The following is an 18,781-nucleotide window of genomic DNA, read 5'->3' on the forward strand; positions in this document are numbered from 1 at the left end:
ATCCCCTCGCATTTCCGCGCAATCCCTACCATCACTTGGTCAAGCATTACCATGACGGGCGTCTGCAAGCGGGTCATGTCAACGATCCTGAACTGGATGCGCGACTGGTGTTTCAGGTGCTGCGCAATCAACTCGCGGCTTTGACGCAGCAGAACGCCGACCAGCCCGATGCCATTGCGGCCTTTCATTTCCTTGCGACGAGGACGGAGAATTCAGGTGGGTTCGACGCAGTGTTTCGGGAGGTTCGCGGGGCTCACGCACCCGATCCTCTTGCAGCACAAGAAGCGATTTCCCGGCTTCTGGCGGGTCGCGCCTGCCAGAGAAGGCTCGAGCAGACGCTGGACCGTCTTTCTAATCCTCAGCTCGGTTGGCCGATGGCCTATGCTTTGTCCTGGATACTGGTCGCGGGCGGGGATTCCGTCATGCCGCCTTGGGTACGGGCGCAGTTCCGCGAGGCTGCGCTAATCGTGCGGCATCTACGGGACACCAATTGCAATAGCTCGGATTGTACTTGGTGTAGCGAGAACAACGATCCTGTCCGTGCGCTGTCGCGCTGGTTCGGGTTCGATGCCTTCCGCGCTGAGCCAGTCGATGACATGGGTCGCAGCCTGCAGGAGCGGATCGTCGATGAGACGATGCGCGGGGCAAGTGTTCTCGGTATTCTACCGACCGGCACCGGCAAATCGGTCTGCTATCAAATCCCCGCACTCTCAAAGTTCGACAAGACCGGCGCGATGACGGTGGTAATCTCGCCGCTGGTCGCATTGATGGCGGATCAGGTGCAGGGCATGGCGCGGGCAGGGATATCCTCTGCCGTAACGGTCAACGGCATGCTTTCGATGCCCGAGCGTCAGGATGCACTGGATCGTGTGCGCATGGGAGAGGCTGCGATGCTGCTGATCTCACCCGAGCAGTTGCGCAGCAACTCGGTGAGATCCGTCCTGGCACAGCGCGAGATCGGGCTATGGGTGCTGGACGAAGCGCATTGCGTGTCGAAGTGGGGCCACGATTTCCGACCTGACTACCGTTATGTCAGCCGCTTCATCAAGGAATCTTCGGGCGATGAAACGCCCGCTCAGGTGCTCTGCCTGACCGCCACCGCGAAGCCAGAAGTGGTGCGGGACATACGAGATCATTTCAAGTCATGGCTCGGACGCGAACTTCTGCTGCTGGACGGTGGCGCAGTGCGCACCAATCTCAGTTTCGAGGTCCGGGCAACGCAGCGCGGCACCAAGCTGGCGGACATTCTCGATGTGATCGAGACAAAGCTACCACAGGAGGGGGCTTCTGGTGCCGTGGTCTACTGCGCCACCCGAAGCGAGACACAGCGAGTAGCCGAGTTCCTCAAGCAGCAGGGTCTGCCGGCGGAACGGTTCCATGCCGGGCTGACACCTGAGGAGAAGGGTGACATTCAGGAACGATTTCGCGTCGGCGAGCTGCGAATTATTGCTGCGACCAACGCCTTCGGCATGGGGATCGACAAGCCCGATATCCGATTGGTGGTTCATGGCGACATTCCCGGATCACTGGAGAACTATCTGCAGGAAGCGGGGCGAGCCGGCCGTGACCGTGCCCATGCCAATTGCGTTCTGCTCTTCACCGAGGAGGACGTCGAGCGCCAGTTCTCGCTTTCTGCCCGCTCGCGTCTGGCCCGGCACGAAATCGGCGCGATCCTGAAGGCCCTGCGGCGGCTTGACGAGCGGTCGAAAAAGACTGGCACAGTCGTTGCCACCTCGGGCGAAGTCGTGCGAGCTGAACGCGATCAGGAATTTGAACGCGACACCAACACCGACGACACCAGGGTGAAGACCGCGGTGTCATGGCTGGAGGAAGCCACGCTGCTGAGCCGCGAGGAGAACAAGGTTCAGGTATTCCCCTCATCGCTCAGGATCCGCAACCTGGAAGAAGCCGAGGCGATCCTGACCAGAGCCGCCATCACCGGAACCCGTCGTAAGCAGCTTCTGGATATCACGCACCACTTGATGAACACGCCGCCCGATCAAGGCATTTCCACCGACGAGCTGGCCGGGATCAGTGGACTCACAGGTGGTATGCTGAACAAGGCATTGGCAGATCTCGAGGCGCTCGGGATCGCCCGCAACGACGTCGTGGTCACGATATTTGTCCATGTTGCGGTGGACGGTCATTCGCAGCAGCGTCTGAAGCAGGCCGCGCAGCTTGAAACGGCGCTGATCGCCCTGATGCGGGAGGCCGCCCCGGATGCGGAAGGTGCCGGAGACATTCCTTTGCATCTGGCTGAAACCTGCCAGTTGCTCCGTAACCAGGGGCACAACGCAGTGCGGCCCGACATCGTGGAAAAGCTATTGCGCAGCATGGGCCGCGATGGGCGCGATCAGGATGGTGGCAAGGGCAATCTGCGACTGCGCAAGGCTTCGCGCAACACGTTGATGGTCACGCTGCAACGGTCCTGGCAGGCGTTGGAACAGACCGCAACCCTGCGTCAGCAGGGGGCGGAACGATTGTTAGGGCACCTTCTGGGTAAGTTGCCGAAGGGTAGCCGCGGCAAGGACATCCAGGTCGAAACCACGATGGGTGACCTGCTCGCCACCCTGACAGGAGACGCGCTGCTGCGCGGCAGCGGCATTCAGGACATGACAAAACTGATGGAACGCGCACTCCTGTGGCTGCACGAGCAGGAAGTGGTGGCACTCGGCAAGGGACTGACGATTTTTCGGCAAGCGATGACGGTTCATTTGAACCCCTCGGGCGGCCAGTTCACCGTGAAGGATTTCAAACCGCTTGAGGATCACTACGCGGAGCAGACAATCCAGACCCATGTGATGGCGGCCTATGCAGAAAAGGGCCTTGCTGCGATGGAACAGGCGCTGCGGCTGTCCGAGGACTACTTTGTGCTGGAGCGCGACGCCTTTCTGCGCCGCTGGATGCCCGGCAAGGTTGGTGAGATCCGGCGTCAGACTACTGGCAGCTCTTGGAAGACGATCGTCGAGGCGCTGAAGAATCCGGTCCAGCAGGAAATTGTCGCTGACGACCGCGAACAAACAAGCGTCCTGGTTCTGGCAGGGCCGGGCTCGGGCAAGACGCGCGTTCTGGTGCATCGCATCGCCTACCTGATCCGTGTCCGTCGTGAGGACCCGCGCGGCATCCTCGTGCTGACCTACAACCGTCATGCCGCTGCCGAGATACGCATCCGGCTGCGGCATCTGATCGGCGATGATGCGGCTGCGGTGACCATATCCACCTGCCACGCATTGGCGATGCGACTGGTGGGGGCGAGCTTTGCCGGAACGGCAAGCGAGACGTCCCCCGACTTCGATGGGATCGTTATGGAAGCCGTGCGCCAGTTGAACGGGGAAGGACTGAGCAAGCCGGAGGCTGAAGCACAACGTGATACACTAATTCAAGGCTTCCGCTGGATCCTGGTAGACGAGTATCAGGACATTGGCCCCGAGGAATATGCTTTGATCTCGGCCGTCGCAGGCCGCTCGATTGACGATAAGGAGCTTAGGCTCAGCCTGTTTGCGGTGGGCGATGATGATCAGAATATTTACGCTTTCGCGGGGGCGTCCATCCGCTTCATCCGTCAGTTCGAAGCCGACTACAGCGCACGACCGATGTTCCTAGTCGAGAACTATCGCTCGACTGCGCACATCGTTGCTGCGGCCAATGCAGTCATCGCGCCGGCCGCCGCCCGTATGAAAGCCGGTCACGACATTGCCATCGATCGCAAGCGCAGCAAGGCTCCGCCGGGCGGCGAGATGGAGGCACTCGATCCGGTGGCCCGTGGGCGTGTGCAAGTGCTGGACTGCCCATCCGGCGATAATGCGCAGGCGATGACCGCGATCGATGAACTCGTGCGACTATCGCGCCTTGATCCGGAGTGGAGTTGGTCGCGTGCGGCAATCATCGCTCGCGACTGGCGGAGGTTGGCTCCGGTTCGCGCTTATGCCGAAACGCTGGGCATTCCGGTGGAGATGGCTAACGAGAGCCTGCCCAGCATCTGGCGTCTGCGCGAAATGCAGCAGTTCATCGACGTCCTACGCCGCGATAATACACGTCTGCTGGGTGTCCGTGATCTGGTGGGCGTGCTGAACGCGATACCGTCCAATCGCTGGACTGATCTGATTGGCGAAGGCATTGCCGCTTTGGCAAAAGAGCTAGCGAACAAAGCCATGCCTGTGCCTGATCTTGTCGAGTGGTTCGCCGAATGGAGCAATGACGCCCGCGGCGATCAGCATGGCCTGTTGCTGTTGACGGCGCATCGGGCGAAAGGCCTGGAGTTCGACGATGTCGTCATCCTGAATGGCGGTTGGGACCGGCCCTCCAAGGGCGAGGATGCCGACGCGCCGCGGCGACTCTTTTATGTGGCGATGACGAGAGCGCGACGTAGCCTTTCCATATTGGCCGATGGACAGCATCCTTTCGTGCCGCACGGCGAAGAGTATGTGCTGCGTCGCGCCGCGCCAACCATTGCTGATGCCGTCGATTTTCCCGCTGCGCTATACCAAGTGCCGAACCTCAAAACTGTGGACCTGTCGTGGGCCGGACGCCTCGGGGCCGGTCATCCCTCGCTTGCCGCAATCTCGGCGGCAAAGGTAGGAGACCGACTTCAGATCGTGCGCGATGGCCCCACTTGGATGATACAAGATTCTCGGGGACAAGCGCTCGGACGCATGGCCAAAAGTTGGTCGCCTCCCGAAGGTCTCAACTTCCTCCGCGGCGAGGTCGGTGCCATCGTACGGTGGCGCAGGGCCGACAACCGGGAAGAGTTCCGGGCGCATCTTCAACGAGATGTTTGGGAGGCGGTCGTGCCGGAGCTTGTGTTCGGACAAGAGATCAGGCTTGAGCCCGTTTGAGACCTTCGATTACTGAAGCGGAAGCAATTTCCGCTTTTGGCCTGAAGTTTACCCTCCCGCGGTCATCGCGGGGATGGTCGCTTCCGCGCCCCATTCCGGCCGTTCAAGTATCCTTAGCTGGTCCTGAAAGCAGACCTCGTCCGCAACACGCTACAGCCGGATGAGTGACGACCTTCGAATTCGCACGGCTGTATTGCGTGAAAAACTACTCCATCGCGCACAGAATGATGTGCGCATCTATTGGGGGATATGTGCAATGGCGGATGCGGACGCTGAGTCGGACAAGCAACAGCTAAAGGATGCTGTTCGCTCAATCATTCTTGTGCAAGGCAATGAGTTTATCAAAGAGCTATTGCGCAAGCACAAGCTACAGATCGGCACGAAAAAGGCCGACTTCTCTAAGAACATCCTTGCGGCCATCGACGCCGGAACGTTGACGAGGCCGATGATCGAGGACTGGCTCTCCGAGGTAGAGGGTTGGGGTAACCAACACATTATCTCTTCAAGCCACCCACGGTGCCTAAGGCGGAAATCAGGGGGAAGTTCGAGAAATCTGATTTCGCCAAGCTCATCGACACGGCTGTCAGCTACGAGTTCCCCAAGGACCTCGAACTTAGCGCTGTTTCGCTAACAGCCGACCACCTTTTCATCTCCTGGCACAAGGGCGCGGGCGGGTGGGAACGAACGCCGTCGAAGGACTTCGAACGGATAGAGGATGAGGAGCGCTACAAGTACCAAGCCTATCGAGAGCGGTTCGACCGTTCCGTGGTTCGCTTCGCCTGGCGCTTCACGGACCCGTTCTGCGCGGTGATGATCCAGCTGGCCGCGGAGGGTGACGCCCATACACCCATACATCTCCACGTACGCGACGATCTCAAGCACATCGGGCTCTTCGATGCGAACCCGGAGCGCATCCAGCTGAGTCAAGCATTCAAGAAAATGACCCTACAAAACGATACGTTGGTCCAATCAACCCGAATGATGACGGACGGCGGCCACGTCGACGTCGTTTCCACATTGAGCGAGGGTGGTATCGGTGATGTGGAAGCACTCCTTGAGGCCCGGCGAGGCGTCAACGATAACAGCTTTGCGGGCGCCGACGGGCAGTTCCACTTCCTCCAGACCAAGCACGACAAGCTCAGCCGCAACGTAAAGGTGCAGGGTTACGGGGTTGAAAGCCGCGTCCGGGTTTGGGTTCAGTGCAAGCGTGAGGACGTCTACATCGTTCTCGGCGTGATCTGGGCCAACCAATGAGCAAGTCAGACTTACGGAGAGAGTTCGGCAACCGGGCAGTGGATGCTCTGCTGGCTCGGATATCGAGTGGATCGTCGCCGGAGATTGACCCGAAGCTATCGGCTCAGCACTTCGATCTTCAACCGGGAACAGCGGCGGCGTTCCTGGATGCCGCTTCGGTGGCCGGCTTGGTCGAGCGCCGTGATGTTCAAGTCTGTCCGGCTTGCAGAGAAGACTTGGGTGCGCTGGATCCAGACACGGTTCTATGCCCGCTTTGTCAGGAGGCTTTTTCGGACCACGGCGGTACCGTGACTAAGGTCATTTACCGGGTAGGCGGACATCCTCCCCGCGTGATTCCGTGGGTGATCGTGATCCATGGCTTCAACACTCAAGGGGAGTGGCAGCAGGATCTCAGCTGGCGCCTGGGGAACAAGCTCAAGTACAGCGCCCCTGTGCTGATCTATAAGTATGGGCTCATTCGCTTCAGCGTCCTCGTGCGCTGGCGTCATCGGCAGCTGGCAAGGCAGCTGGGGGAAGCCATCCGTGCTGCAGTTGCGCACGCGAAGGCCAATCGAATACCCGAACCACCGGACGTAATTCTCCACAGTTTCGGGAGCCAGTTGTTTGTCCAGCTGCTCGCAATGCCGGAGTTCGACGACCTATCGTTCGGACGCGTGATAGCGGCCGGAACTGTGATCCGACCCGACTACCATTGGTCCGAACGAATCTCCCAAGGTCGCCTCGAGGGAGTGCTCTGTCACTGCGGCGGCAAGGACTGGGCAGTTCCGTTCGCACAATACTTCATACCAGGAGCTGGGCCCGGCGCGTGTTGGGGATTCAGCGACGTCGCCGCAATCAATGTAATGGACGCCGGCTACGAACATGGCGGCTGCTTTGAACTCAAGGAGTTGGAAGCCAATCTTGGGCCTGGAGGATTGTGGGATCGTTTCTTGAGGCGTCACTTCAGTGCGCTAAACGGCGATCCCAAACGGTTTCAACCGAAAGTATGGCGTCCCATGTGGGCGCCCGTTCGGGGCCTCGTCCGCGCGACCGGCGTGCTCTTGATGGCCGGACTCGCGGCGGTAGCATTGACGTTGGCTTCCTGGGCATGGCTCGCCGTTGTCGAGAGGTTCGTATGATTTCGATGCGTTCTCATTATCCATGGTGGCCATGGGAACTTCACAAGCACATCGCCGACCATGTCGGCGGGAGCGAATACTACGTGTTCGTCGAGGAGGCAGGGCCGGCAAATCCGGAAGGGCTGATGGGCCCAGACGAAAAGCCGATCGACAAGAATGTCTTTGTCGAGGAGCTCAGCCATCGGTCGTGGCGCATTCGCGCAAGTGGTATCGACGCAGCTAAATTCCGTCAGAGTGCGGACTCTTTCGAAGAGCTGGACCACAATAACGTCACAGACGGTGAGCGCAGGCGGCGGAGGAATCAGCTGAACGAAGTATTCGGTGAGCAACCACTCCCCATTTTCGACCTCTATTTGGGACCGAAGGATGCGGACTATCAATATCTCCGAGACATCCTCGTCCCGGGGTCATGGTATTGGGTTGTGGTGAGGCACCGATCTCCTGGCGAGTTTGCGCTGCCCATCTTTGTAGGCGCTCCAGAGCTGCCGGGCGGCCTGTATATGCCGGGCGCCCTCGAATTCGTGGATGCAGTGCCGCTCCCAATAGAATACCGTCTCAGGGACATATTCTCCTTGGTACACATCTCTGACGCCGAGTTTGGAGAGGAGACTGGCGGCGAAGGGGAGCCGCTCCCCCCTGAACCCGATGGGCCCCAACTAGGCCGTTGGGAGCAGCCCGCTCGGCAGCTCTACCTGACTCCGCAAGCACTCAAGAGCGCAGGAAACTGAAATGGCTGTCCGCACAAGAAAGGCGATTGCAAGTCCGGACCTGGCCAGTGTTTCCGGGGTCGCGCCATTGTCGGCTGCATCGGGGATCCTCGGGGTCCGCGTTTTCGATGTCGGCCAAGGAGACGCGATAGCTATCCTGGCGAAGGTTGGCGGCACCGAGCAAGTGGCGCTTCAACTGGACTATGGCGGCCGTGAGCGCAACCCGTTCACGACCAACGCGGACGTCGATACCCGTATGCCGGTGTCACAGAACAGACTGCTGATGCTCACGCATTGGGATGAGGACCACTGGTCATCAGCGCCAAAAGGAAGCCAGGCGAAGGGTGCCAGATGGGTGGTCCCGCGCCAAGTGACCTCACCGCGAGCGGTGCGGTTCTCTGCGTCACTCAACGACATCCATTGCATCCCCGAAAAGCATGTCGGCCAAACAATCCGGTTTACTGCCGGAAACGGCGACTACATCCTTGCGGAGAAGATTGGTTCGTTCCCCGGAGCGTTTGCCAAGAACGAGGATTGCAATAAGAGCGGTGTCGCGCTCGCCATCGTTCACCGTTCGAGCAATGGCGACGAAGCCATTCTGCTTCCTGGCGACGCTCCATTCGACAAGGTCGCCCCCTTCGTCCGTTTGGAAAAGCAGGGAGTGAGGCTCAGGGCCATTATCGCGTTTCATCATGGCGCTGGCACGAACTGGACGGCGTCCACGGACAAGCTCCTGCAGAACTGGTCGAGGGCGCCGATCCTGGATGTAGTCTTCTCTTGCTCGCGGCCTAACAGTTACAGCCATCCAGACGATGGGCGATATAAAGCTCTCTTGCCCGGTGCGAACTTCCACATGACTGCCGATCTGCGGACAAACGCGGCGGTCTCTAGGGACATCCTGTTCTGATCCGCGGGCAACACCGCGATGCTCTTGCGCCGTTGCAAGGCGCCGATAACCGTTCCGCGGCCGCATTCGGTCGTTCCGCGTTGCCCCCGTAGCTGCCAGGAGCGAACATCAGTTTGGTGCCCGGGCCTCGGTTACGTAGAGGCTGGACAGTCCGCCCTGATTGGTGCGGCTACTATTCGGCCTTCTCAAACCCGCCGCGAATCGGAATGCCTGAAGGAGACTTGCGTCGCCTTCGGCGTAACGATCAAGGGCGGAGCCGCTTACCTTTAACCGCATGTGTGTGTTCTTGCTGTGATTGGCGATTTCGTTACTTGCTCAACCCATGTGCGAGTCGCCGAAGGATGCACCTTGAACGACTGCTGACACCAACCTAGTTATGGTTAACATACGGTAAATCGCCGAGGGGCATTATCCATTCAGGTTCGTCAGTTGCGACGCACTCGGTCAGGCTTCGGGACGTAGCAACCCGAGTTGTCGGACGACATGCGCCTTCGGGCGCGAGCGCCGATGGTCGTGCTCATCAATGGGTCAGCAGGATGAGGGCGCGATGGTTACGATTACCAAGGAAGCCGAAGGCTACCTCGAGGCATTGGCGGACGAGCTCACGATCTCACCCACCAGGTACGAGCAGGCAGTCGCCCGGTACGAGTCGCTGGGCAAGTGGCTGCATCGCGACGCTTCAACGGTGAAACAGTACGACCCGCAGGTGTATTCGCAGGGTTCCTTCCGGCTGGGCACGGTGATCAAGCCCGAGGACGAAAACGGCCAGTATGATATCGACTCGGTTTGCGAATTGGCCGCTCTCAAGAAAGACCAACTGACCCAGTATACGCTCAAGGAACTGCTTCGGGTCGAGCTCGAGGCCTATCGGACGGCTCAGGCAATGGTGAAGCCGCTTGGCGAAGGCCGTCGCTGCTGGACGCTTGAGTATGCCGATGGCGCTCAGTTCCACATGGATATCGTGCCGGCGCTACCGAACGGCACATCCACGCGGTTGTTGCTGGAGTCCCGCGGCCTGGACGCCCAGTGGGCCGGCACTGCGATCGCCATCACCGACAACAAGCACCCGATCTTCTATCAGCCCACCACCGACTGGCCCCGATCCAACCCGAAGGGCTATGCCGCATGGTTTCGTTCGCGGATGGCCGTCGCCTTCTCTCGCAAGCGCCGGAAGCTCGCCGAAGCAGCGGAGGCCAGCGTTGAGAGCATTCCCGAATACCGGGTGGTCACCCCGCTGCAACAGGCAATCATGATCCTGAAGCGCCACCGCGATCAGATGTTCGCGGACCGCAAGGATGTCAAACCCATTTCAGTGATTCTGACGACCCTGTCCGCCCACGCATATGAGGGCGAGGAAACCATCGGTCAGGCCCTGGTCTCCATCTTGACCAAGATGGACCTGTTCATCGGCTTCGATGGCGCTCGGTCATATATCCCTAACCCATCTGACCCGCTCGAGAACTTCGCCGACAAGTGGACCGAGTACCCCGAGCGTCGTGCTGCATTCTACGAATGGCTGGGAGCAGCCCGGCACGACTTCTTCTATGCAGCCCAGGTAAGCAGCCGGCAGATGATCACGGACTCCGTTGCCCCCCGCATCGGTCGTGGCCTTGCCGAAAGGGCCAGGGACCGTGCGGAGCCGAAACCGGCTTCATCGCTCCTGCGCACCGCCACGGCAGCATCCGCGACGGTTGCGGCTACACCGACTTTTCCCGCGGAACGGCGCGTTCCGGGCAAACCGGCAGGGTTCGGCGGCATATGAGCTGGTGGATTTCGGATCCCGGCCGTGGCTTATCAGAACGTCGGAAGGTCGCTCGCCTCGAGCAGTCTGCAGACTGGCTCCAAAACGTACGGTGGCGCCTTGACGACCTGAGGTTACTATTAGATTTCGACATCGTCGAAGGCGATTCCAGATGGCGTCTCGTCATGCACTACCCGGACTTCTTCCCCTCTATCCCGCCGCTGGTTTTCAACAAAGACGGCGAACGTTTGTCGGGACATCAATACGGTTTATCAGGCGAACTTTGCCTGGAGTATCGGCCCGACAACTGGCAGCTCGATTGGACGGGCGCCATGATGATCGAAAGCGCTCATCGGCTCCTCGTCGGAGAGAGCGCTGAGCTGGCGGGCCAAGGGGTTCCCTCAGCTCATGTCGTCTCCGAAGGACAGCGTCTTCGCGGGACTTATCTCAGGCTGGTAATACCCGAAGAACCGTTGCGCCTGATCCAGGCAATGGACGACGGACAAGTGGTGCCTATCGAGATCGACGAACACTATTACGGCGAAGCCGCCGTGGCTCATCTGACGGCCCTCGGCCCCGATGCGGCTCGGATCTGGCATCGGAGCAAGCCCGTGTCGACGGCGGCTAACTACAAGGGTACCGCTATTCGCATCCCGCGAGGCCTTGAGTTTCCGGGGCCGATCACCTTGACGACCCTCGAGATCGCGCTCATGGCTGCGGGCCTTACGATCGACTATCCGGAGTGGCCGCCTGCCAACTATCTGCTGGTGGATGACGCGACCGCGTGGTTGGCGATGGTGCATCGCAAGGCGGATGGTAGAGTTCAGGATTACGGATACTCCACGTTTGTCATCGACGCCGACCAACAGCGACTACCCGCCGCGAACGCGGCGCTGGCCGACAAGCGGATCGCCCTGATCGGATCCGGTTCACTTGGGTCAAGGATAGCAGCGATGCTCGTAAGGTCAGGAGCCCGCAAATTCGAACTGTTCGACGACGACATCCTCTCTCCCGGCAACCTGGTGAGGAACGAACTGGATTGGCGCGGCGTAGGGGCACATAAGGCCAAAGCTTTGCGGGCTAGGCTGCTCGAAATAGCCCCAGACGCGAAGGTCACGGTGCAGATCGTGAACCTTGGCGGCCAGGAGAGTTCCGAGTGGACCGCCACCGCGCTTGAGACGCTGGCCAATTGTGACCTGATCATCGACGCCACGGCGGACGCCACCGTGTTCGGCCTCGCATCGGCCGCAGCGAGATTCAAGGGCAGACCGATGGTGTGGGGCGAGGTCTTCGGGGGCGGGATCGGCGGCATCATTGCCAGATCTCGACCAGATCATGATCCGTCCCCCGACGTGGCCCGCCGCCAGATCCTGAAGTGGTGTGAAGACAAGGGCGTAGAATGGGAGAGGTCCTCCCGCCAGCTGGATTACGGCGTGATGCGGGCGGACCAGCCGCCTTTGATCGCCGACGATGCCGACGTTTCCGTAATGGCAGGCCACCTGGCGCGTCTCGCGATTGATACGTTGCGGGGTGGCGCGAGCCAGTTTCCTGCTCCCGCGTATGCGGTCGGTCTGGGTGAGGGTTGGATTTTCACCGCCCCGTTCGATACCCACCCCATCACCTATACAGGCACGGAAGGCTGGAACGCGGGATGGTCACCCGACGAGGTGAAGCTGAAAGAGCTCGTGACCCTTCTTTTCCCAAGACAGGCCGAAGATGCAGATCGCCCTGCCTAGCGCCGTCCGCAAGAAGATCTGCAGGGAACTGGCCCTGTCTGGACGCCGGGAAACCGGCGGCTTGCTGCTCGCTGAGCAATTGGATGACCAAGGACGATTTCGTGTCGTGGACGTTACCGTGGACCCAAACGGCGGCGAGGGCGCCTACTTCGAGCGCCGCCCGGAACTGCACGCCCAGGCATTGGAAGCATTCTTCGAGAGGAACGGCAACGACTTCGGTCGTTTCAATTACCTAGGGGAATGGCATTCCCATCCGAGCTTTCCAGTAGATCCGAGCATCACCGACATTAGAACCATGCAGGCGATGGTCGAAGACGTAGGAAACATCGACTTCTCGGTCTTGATGATCGTCCGGCTGCGGATGTTCGTCATGCTGCAGGTGGGAACCTACCTGTTCATGCGGGGCCAGCACCCGCAACGCGTCGAGATGATCGACGACCCGATCCCACGGGCGAAGAAGAGATTCATCTGAAAGGGGTCGCCTCGGTGCGGCAATTGAAGGAGCAACATGTCCAAGACAGCTATCCCGGCGAAGGTTGCAAATGCCCTCTGGGCGAGGGCTGCGGGGCGGTGCCAGTTCCGAGGTTGCAACAAGCTTCTTATCGGTGACCTGATCACTGGCAAAAAGACGGGCAAGTACGGCTACATCGCCCACATCGTCGCCGACGAGGCAGGTGGCCCCCGCGGCGATGCGGTGAGATCGCCGCAGCTTGCTCAGGACATCGACAACCTGATGCTTATGTGCCCGGTCCACCATAAGGCAATCGACGTGGACCATGTGGCAGACTACGACGAAGTCGCCCTTCTGGCCATGAAGGCCGAACATGAGGACCGCATCGAGATCGTCACCGATATGGATGTCGACCGCGTCTCCCATGTCGTCAGGTTCGCGGCTGACATCGGTCAACGTGACGCCATTATTACGACGCGAGCGATCTTCGCCGCGATGCCACCTGATCACCATCCGGCGGATTTTCGGACAATAGATATCGAACTTATCGGCTCCGAATTGAAGGACCACGAGGAGGCATATTGGGCCGCACAGGACCGGAACCTGGAGGCGGCTTTCGCCCGGAAAATCAAGGAGCGGATCGAGCAAAGGGAGATCCGCCAGCTAAGCGTCTTCGCCCTGGCTCCGCAGCCGTTGCTCATCCGTCTCGGGACGCTCCTCGGCGACGTGGTGCCGGTCTCCGTGCATCAGAAGCACCGCGAACCGGACACTTGGAAATGGCTACCTGACCAGCCCCGCATCGCCTACAAGGTCAACGAATACAGTGGCAGGAAGGACGTGCAGGTCGCGTTGAAGCTCGCCCTGAGTGCCACGGTGAACGACGAGCGCATCACGTCGGCATTGGGTGAGGATACCGCCATCTGGTCGATCACCTGCGAGCAGCCTGGCAACGACATCATGCGGAGGAAGGACGACCTCGCCGCCTACAAGAAGTTGGTGCGCAACCTGTTCGACCGGATCAAGGCCTATCACGGGGAAGGCGTGATGCTGCACGTTTTCCCGGCGTTGCCGGCGTCCGCGGCGGTGGAGACGGGACGCGTCTGGATGCCGAAGGCTGACCTCACGATGAAGATCTACGACCAGAACCGTACTGCGCAGGCATTCCTCCCAACGATCACCATCGGGTAGGATACAGCGGCTAGGCTGGTAACCTCCTACTCAAGCTTGAATGTCCGCTTTTGCAACTCGCGATCGCAGCCGCTCCAGCGCAACACTCAACGCATGCTAGCCTCGGTAATTGTGTGGAAAAGCACTAGTTGTCCTGGGATACGTTGGCGACGCGGCCCATAATCTGTCAATGATCCAATGCCCATTTTGCACTGCCAAACCAGACCGCATCGCATTCATTGACGATCAGGTTGTCGCCCTGTGGGACGCCTTTGCCGTGTCGCCAGGGCATCTGCTTATCATCCCGCGACGACATGCGGCAACCTGGGACGATCTTTCAGCAGACGAGAAGCAGTCGGTCTGGCGGAACATCGACAGGGCAAAGAGTGAGATTGAACGAAAGCATCAGCCCGACGGGTACAATGTCGGGTTTAATCTAGCTGAAGCTGCCGGGCAAACGGTCCCGCATTTCCACCTGCACGTCATCCCTCGCTACGTGGGTGACGTCGAAGATCCGAGAGGCGGTGTCAGGCACGTTATCCCGCACAAGGGAAACTATCTTGCCCAGGAAGTGAGCAGCGCCGGAGCATTGAAGCGTTTAGTCACTGGCGGAACCGACCACCTTCTGCCCCATCTGATCATGCATCTGGACGAAGCAAACGCCTGCGACGTCGCAGTTTCATTTCTGCTTGATAGCGGTGCCAGACTGCTTGTCGAACATCTAAAAGATTTTTTGGCCCGTGGTGGAAGTGCCCGAATTCTCGTCGGCGACTACATGGGCGTAACTGAACCGATGGCGCTGCGGCGTCTAGCTGACCTTGACGGGGATCTGACGTTTCGGGTTTTCGAGGCGGCGGCGCAGGGATTTCACCTCAAGACGTATATCTTTTTGGCGGACAAAGAGGGTGTGGCATTCGTAGGCAGCTCGAATCTGTCAGAGGCGGCGCTGACGACATCCATTGAGTGGAACTACAAGGTCATTTCCAGCCACGACCGATCAGCATTCCCCCAGATCACCAAGGGTTTCGACGACCTCTTTGATTCATACAGCGCCGTGCCCGTCACGCCCGAATGGATCGATCGCTACGAGAAGCGAAGAAACCCGATCGGCTTCAAGGAGGCGGGCGTTGCATACGAGCCGCCGTTGCCTGCTCCCGAACCCCACGCCGTCCAACAGCAGGCACTCGCAGCACTTGAGCGCACGCGGCAAGATGGGTTCACCGCAGGGCTCGTTGTGCTTGCAACGGGCCTCGGCAAGACTTGGCTAGCCGCCTTCGACAGCGATCGCGCTGATTATCGTCGCATCCTCTTCGTCGCGCATCGCGAAGAAATCTTGAACCAGGCCGTAGAGACGTTCCGGCGCGTCCGACCGACCGCGCGGATCGGGAGGCTGTCTGGGGAGCATAAGGACGCGGACCCCGATCTCCTTTTCGCCTCCGTTCAGACCCTCGGCAAGGCCAGCCACATCAGACAGTTCAGATCCGACGCCTTCGACTATATCGTGGTTGACGAATTCCACCACGCAGCGGCGAGCACTTATCGACGCATCATCGATCATTTCGAGCCGAAATTCCTTCTCGGTCTCACTGCGACTCCCGAACGGAGTGATGGAGCAGACCTTCTCGGCCTGTGTCAGGAAAATCTTGTTTTCCAGGCCGGCATCCATGCCGGAATCGAAGGCGGCCATTTATGCCCGTTTCATTATTTCGGCATTCCCGACGATGTCGATTATCGAAACATCCCCTGGCGCAGCGCCCAGTTCGACCTAACCGAGCTAACCGCCGCCGTCGCCACGGACGCCCGCGCCAAGAATGCGCTCGAACAGTACCGCCTGCGTGGCGGGAGCAAGTGCATCGGCTTCTGCTGCTCCCAGACGCATGCCGACTTCATGGCTGCCTTCTTCAGTCGGCATGGCGTCGCTGCCGTCGCCGTACATGCCGGCGGCAACTCTGCGCCAAGGGCGACGTCCCTGCAGAGACTAGAGGCGGGCGAAATCGAAGTGGTCTTTGCCGTCGACATGTTCAACGAAGGCATCGACATCCCGAGCATCGACACGGTGCTGATGCTGCGCCCGACGGAATCGACCATCATCTGGCTACAACAGCTCGGCCGCGGCTTACGAATGTCTGCGGATAAAGACCGTCTCGTCGTCATCGACTACATCGGCAACCATCGCATCTTCCTCACCAAAGTCCGGGCGATCGCTTCCATCGCCAATGTCGACGCGTCGTCCAGCGGCCGCATCCGAGAGCTTCTGGAAAAGCTTCAAGGCGATCTGGTCAGTCTACCGACCGGTTGCGCAGTGACCTACGATCTTGCGGCGATTGAAATACTGCGCCTGCTAGTCAAGCCAACCAGCACCGAGAACGCGCTGGAAGATTTCTACCGTGACTTTCTGGAGAGGCATGGTCTGCGGCCCACGGCATCGGAAGTCTTCCACTCAGGCAACAATCCGAGAAGCACGAGCGAGCGTTCCTGGCTCGGCTTCGTGGAGCGCATGCGCGGGTTGAACGATCTGGAGCGAAGAGCCTGGTTGGAGCATCAGGAGTTCTTCCGGGAGATAGAGAAAACCGAACTGACTCGCAGCTACAAGCTCATTACTATGCTGGCTCTGCTCGACGAGGAGGCCTTGCAGAGCCGCTGCTCCGTCGATGAGATTGTTGAGCGCGTTGGACGATTTGTCTCCCGCATTAACAAGCTCCAGCAGGACTTTTCTGTCGATCTCGCGGATCAGATAGCGCTAAAGGCGCTGCTGCTCAAGTATCCGATAGATGCCCTCACGAGGCTGCGTGACAGCAACGGCGATGCCTATTTCATTCTGGATCGAGAGCACTTGGGTTTGGCACGGCCGCCACAGGACAAAGAGGCTTTCGGCAATCTACTTCGGGAAATTCTAGACTGGCGTCTGGCGCAATACCTGAGCAGAAGCGGTGGGCCCGATGAATCGGCGGACGTCGTCTGCCGCATCGCCCGGAACGCAAGCGGGCGACCCATATTGTTCCTTCCGACGACCACGGGATTGGCCCAACTAACGGAGGGCCCTCTGGATATTGTCGTCAATAGTCAGCCGATGGAAATGGTGGTTGCCAAGATCGCGATCAACGTTGTGCGAAAGGTTGGTAATGCGACCAACCTACTACCCACCATTCTACAGGGATGGTTCGGCGACGAAGTCGGGCTACCCGGCAAAAGCAATCGCGTCCGGCTCCGTTTCCAAAACGATTCTTGGGAGATGGAACCGATAGGCGCACAGAGCCAAGCGCAGGTCGGCCTGCGACTTTGGGAACGGTATTCACGGGAAGCCGTTCCTCGGGCTTTCGGCATGACCTTCGATCAGGCGACCTGGAATGCCGGCTTTGTGCCAAAGCCGCCTCATATCTTCCTTTTGGTAACGCTGGAGAAGGAGGGAATGATGGATGAGCACCGATATGCGGATCACTTTGTCTCCGCTACGGAATTCTCCTGGCAAAGCCAGAACCGTACCAGGCAACAATCGAAGCACGGTGAGATGATACGGGATCATCGTGCGCTGGGCCATCACATCCATCTGCTGGTTCGCAAGACGAAGAAGATAGGACCCAAGCCGGCACCATTCATCTATTGTGGCGAGGTCGATTTTGAAGCTTGGACAGGCGAAATGCCAATTACGGTTACGTGGCGACTGCGGGACGCGGTGCCTTCGATGCTTCTGTTACAATTGAAGGCATAGCGAGTCGGCTGCGCGAGGTGAGATGTGATTCAGCGGAGCGGCATCGGCTGGTGAATACAACAATGGCTTGAAGACCATACGTTACCCTGCTTGCACAAAAATGGCGGCTCGTACTTCGTGATCACGAGGGGTTGCTGCATAGACCTGTATGGATGGTGGTACTATAAAAGCGAACTCCACGACAAAGTCGAAGATAGCGCTGACAGCCAGCGCTTCGGGTGAAGCCTCTCGAAAAATCAGCAGTAGTCATCGATGGTTTCCTCTCCTCCCAGGGAAGCCCTTGAGCCAAGACAAGTGCCTTCTCAGCACCTTTCATATGAAAAGAAGGTGCCTAAGCTTTCGTGCACGAATTTGCCGTCTTCGAACGTCACAGACGCCAGAGACCACGGCTTGATCTCGTCGTCGCCGTGCGACCCAAGAATATACAATTTGGCGCCATCCTCAGAGATGGCAGCTTTATCGACAAGGGTCGTGGTATAGGGAGGTACTGCCACGACTGTTCCAGGTGTTAGGCGCTCATAGTATCGCGTCAGCTGCGCTTCTCCGGCTATTGAGGGGCATTGGGGGAACTCGGCCGGAATCTTCCAATTGCGCTGTACCGCCCCAATAGTTTTTGACAGGACAAGTTCTGGTGGAGGGGCTCCCACGGGAGGCATGCTACGGCCAAAGATCCAAGTGCCCAGACTTCCGCCTTGCGAAGGCCGGTCGGATTTTGCCCAAGCAAGCATGCGCTCCAAACTATAAGCCGCCTCGGCCTGGGACACCGTTCGCATCCATTCAAACTCACGGCTCAAGGTGCCATTCTTCGGATTGCGCGGATCCGCGAGAAACTCCTCGATACTACCATAGAGAGCCTCGACCCGCTTCGCGGTAATGGGATTGAGAAGAATGTTCTCCAATCTGGTGACCCAGCGAAGGTTAGCTGGGCGGTTGTTGCAACGGTTTGTGTCAATGTGATCGACAACGTGTCCGCTGCTTGGTTGCTCTCCCAGGAAAGCCGTAGCGGCTATGCGATGAACTTTGTGCCCAGAGATGCTCATTTAGCCATCGCTGGCGCTACGGGTGCCGAACGTCCATTAACTATCAAGAGAACGCTTTCGCGTGGTAGTTGACGGCTGGCGAAGAACAGCGCCATTTTCTCGCACCGAGTAACGCT

The 18,781-nt window shown here is 59.2% G+C and carries 11 protein-coding genes and 1 pseudogene; 10 read left to right on the top strand and 2 right to left on the bottom strand.

Going from position 1 to position 18,781, the window contains the following annotated elements:
• The first annotated feature begins 230 nt into the window (after positions 1-230).
• The 10 genes from FN060_RS21530 to FN060_RS21575 all read left to right on the top strand — a co-directional run bounded on the left by FN060_RS21530 (position 231) and on the right by FN060_RS21575 (position 17,625).
• Positions 231-4,835, top strand: a complete 4,605-nt coding sequence (locus tag FN060_RS21530; RefSeq protein WP_244665927.1) for a RecQ family ATP-dependent DNA helicase — start codon at positions 231-233, stop codon at positions 4,833-4,835.
• Positions 4,836-5,351: 516 nt separating this feature from the next.
• Positions 5,352-6,089, top strand: a complete 738-nt coding sequence (locus tag FN060_RS21535) for a hypothetical protein (RefSeq protein ID WP_142589974.1) — start codon at positions 5,352-5,354, stop codon at positions 6,087-6,089.
• The gene (locus FN060_RS21540) at positions 6,086-7,207 is read left to right on the top strand and encodes a hypothetical protein (RefSeq protein ID WP_142589975.1); all 1,122 of its coding nucleotides are present in this window, start codon (positions 6,086-6,088) and stop codon (positions 7,205-7,207) included. The genes FN060_RS21535 and FN060_RS21540 overlap by 4 nt, the downstream gene beginning before the upstream one ends.
• The gene (locus tag FN060_RS21545; RefSeq protein WP_142589976.1) at positions 7,204-7,935 is read left to right on the top strand and encodes a hypothetical protein; all 732 of its coding nucleotides are present in this window, start codon (positions 7,204-7,206) and stop codon (positions 7,933-7,935) included. The genes FN060_RS21540 and FN060_RS21545 overlap by 4 nt, the downstream gene beginning before the upstream one ends.
• A 1-nt stretch (position 7,936) precedes the next feature.
• Positions 7,937-8,821: a ComEC/Rec2 family competence protein gene (locus tag FN060_RS21550; RefSeq protein ID WP_142589977.1), complete on the top strand. Its 885-nt coding sequence runs from the start codon at positions 7,937-7,939 to the stop codon at positions 8,819-8,821.
• A 547-nt stretch (positions 8,822-9,368) separates the two neighbouring features.
• Positions 9,369-10,583 (top strand): nucleotidyltransferase domain-containing protein, encoded by a 1,215-nt coding sequence (locus tag FN060_RS21555; RefSeq protein WP_142589978.1) that lies wholly within the window; start codon positions 9,369-9,371, stop codon positions 10,581-10,583.
• Positions 10,580-12,298 (top strand): ThiF family adenylyltransferase, encoded by a 1,719-nt coding sequence (locus FN060_RS21560; RefSeq protein ID WP_142589979.1) that lies wholly within the window; start codon positions 10,580-10,582, stop codon positions 12,296-12,298. Before FN060_RS21555 ends, FN060_RS21560 begins: the two co-directional genes overlap by 4 nt.
• Positions 12,279-12,770 (top strand): M67 family metallopeptidase, encoded by a 492-nt coding sequence (locus FN060_RS21565; protein ID WP_142589980.1) that lies wholly within the window; start codon positions 12,279-12,281, stop codon positions 12,768-12,770. Before FN060_RS21560 ends, FN060_RS21565 begins: the two co-directional genes overlap by 20 nt.
• Before the next feature lie 36 nt (positions 12,771-12,806).
• The gene (locus tag FN060_RS21570) at positions 12,807-13,937 is read left to right on the top strand and encodes an SAVED domain-containing protein (RefSeq protein ID WP_142589981.1); all 1,131 of its coding nucleotides are present in this window, start codon (positions 12,807-12,809) and stop codon (positions 13,935-13,937) included.
• A 169-nt stretch (positions 13,938-14,106) separates the two neighbouring features.
• Entirely contained in the window at positions 14,107-17,625 is a 3,519-nt protein-coding gene (locus FN060_RS21575; RefSeq protein ID WP_142589982.1) for a DUF3427 domain-containing protein, read from the top strand.
• 302 nt (positions 17,626-17,927) lie between these two features.
• On the opposite strand, the gene FN060_RS21580 is transcribed toward FN060_RS21575, so the two are convergent.
• Both FN060_RS21580 and FN060_RS23620 read right to left on the bottom strand, forming a co-directional pair.
• Positions 17,928-18,524: a hypothetical protein gene (locus FN060_RS21580; RefSeq protein ID WP_244665908.1), complete on the bottom strand. Its 597-nt coding sequence runs from the start codon at positions 18,522-18,524 to the stop codon at positions 17,928-17,930.
• Positions 18,525-18,527: 3 nt separating this feature from the next.
• Positions 18,528-18,665, bottom strand: a pseudogene (locus FN060_RS23620) (HNH endonuclease signature motif containing protein); the annotation flags it as partial.
• Between the last annotated feature and the right edge of the window lie 116 nt (positions 18,666-18,781).

This window comes from Pseudorhizobium halotolerans (genome assembly GCF_902153235.2).
In the GTDB taxonomy this organism is placed as follows: domain Bacteria; phylum Pseudomonadota; class Alphaproteobacteria; order Rhizobiales; family Rhizobiaceae; genus Neorhizobium; species Neorhizobium flavum.

Bases quoted from the DNA above. Each gene is read 5' to 3' on its own strand.
- FN060_RS21540 (WP_142589975.1), top strand. From the start codon at position 6,086: ATGAGCAAGTCAGACTTACGGAGAGAGTTCGGCAACCGGGCAGTGGAT.
- FN060_RS21545 (WP_142589976.1), top strand. From the start codon at position 7,204: ATGATTTCGATGCGTTCTCATTATCCATGGTGGCCATGGGAACTTCAC.
- FN060_RS21550 (WP_142589977.1), top strand. From the start codon at position 7,937: ATGGCTGTCCGCACAAGAAAGGCGATTGCAAGTCCGGACCTGGCCAGT.
- FN060_RS21555 (WP_142589978.1), top strand. From the start codon at position 9,369: ATGGTTACGATTACCAAGGAAGCCGAAGGCTACCTCGAGGCATTGGCG.
- FN060_RS21560 (WP_142589979.1), top strand. From the start codon at position 10,580: ATGAGCTGGTGGATTTCGGATCCCGGCCGTGGCTTATCAGAACGTCGG.
- FN060_RS21565 (WP_142589980.1), top strand. From the start codon at position 12,279: ATGCAGATCGCCCTGCCTAGCGCCGTCCGCAAGAAGATCTGCAGGGAA.
- FN060_RS21570 (WP_142589981.1), top strand. From the start codon at position 12,807: ATGTCCAAGACAGCTATCCCGGCGAAGGTTGCAAATGCCCTCTGGGCG.
- FN060_RS21575 (WP_142589982.1), top strand. From the start codon at position 14,107: ATGATCCAATGCCCATTTTGCACTGCCAAACCAGACCGCATCGCATTC.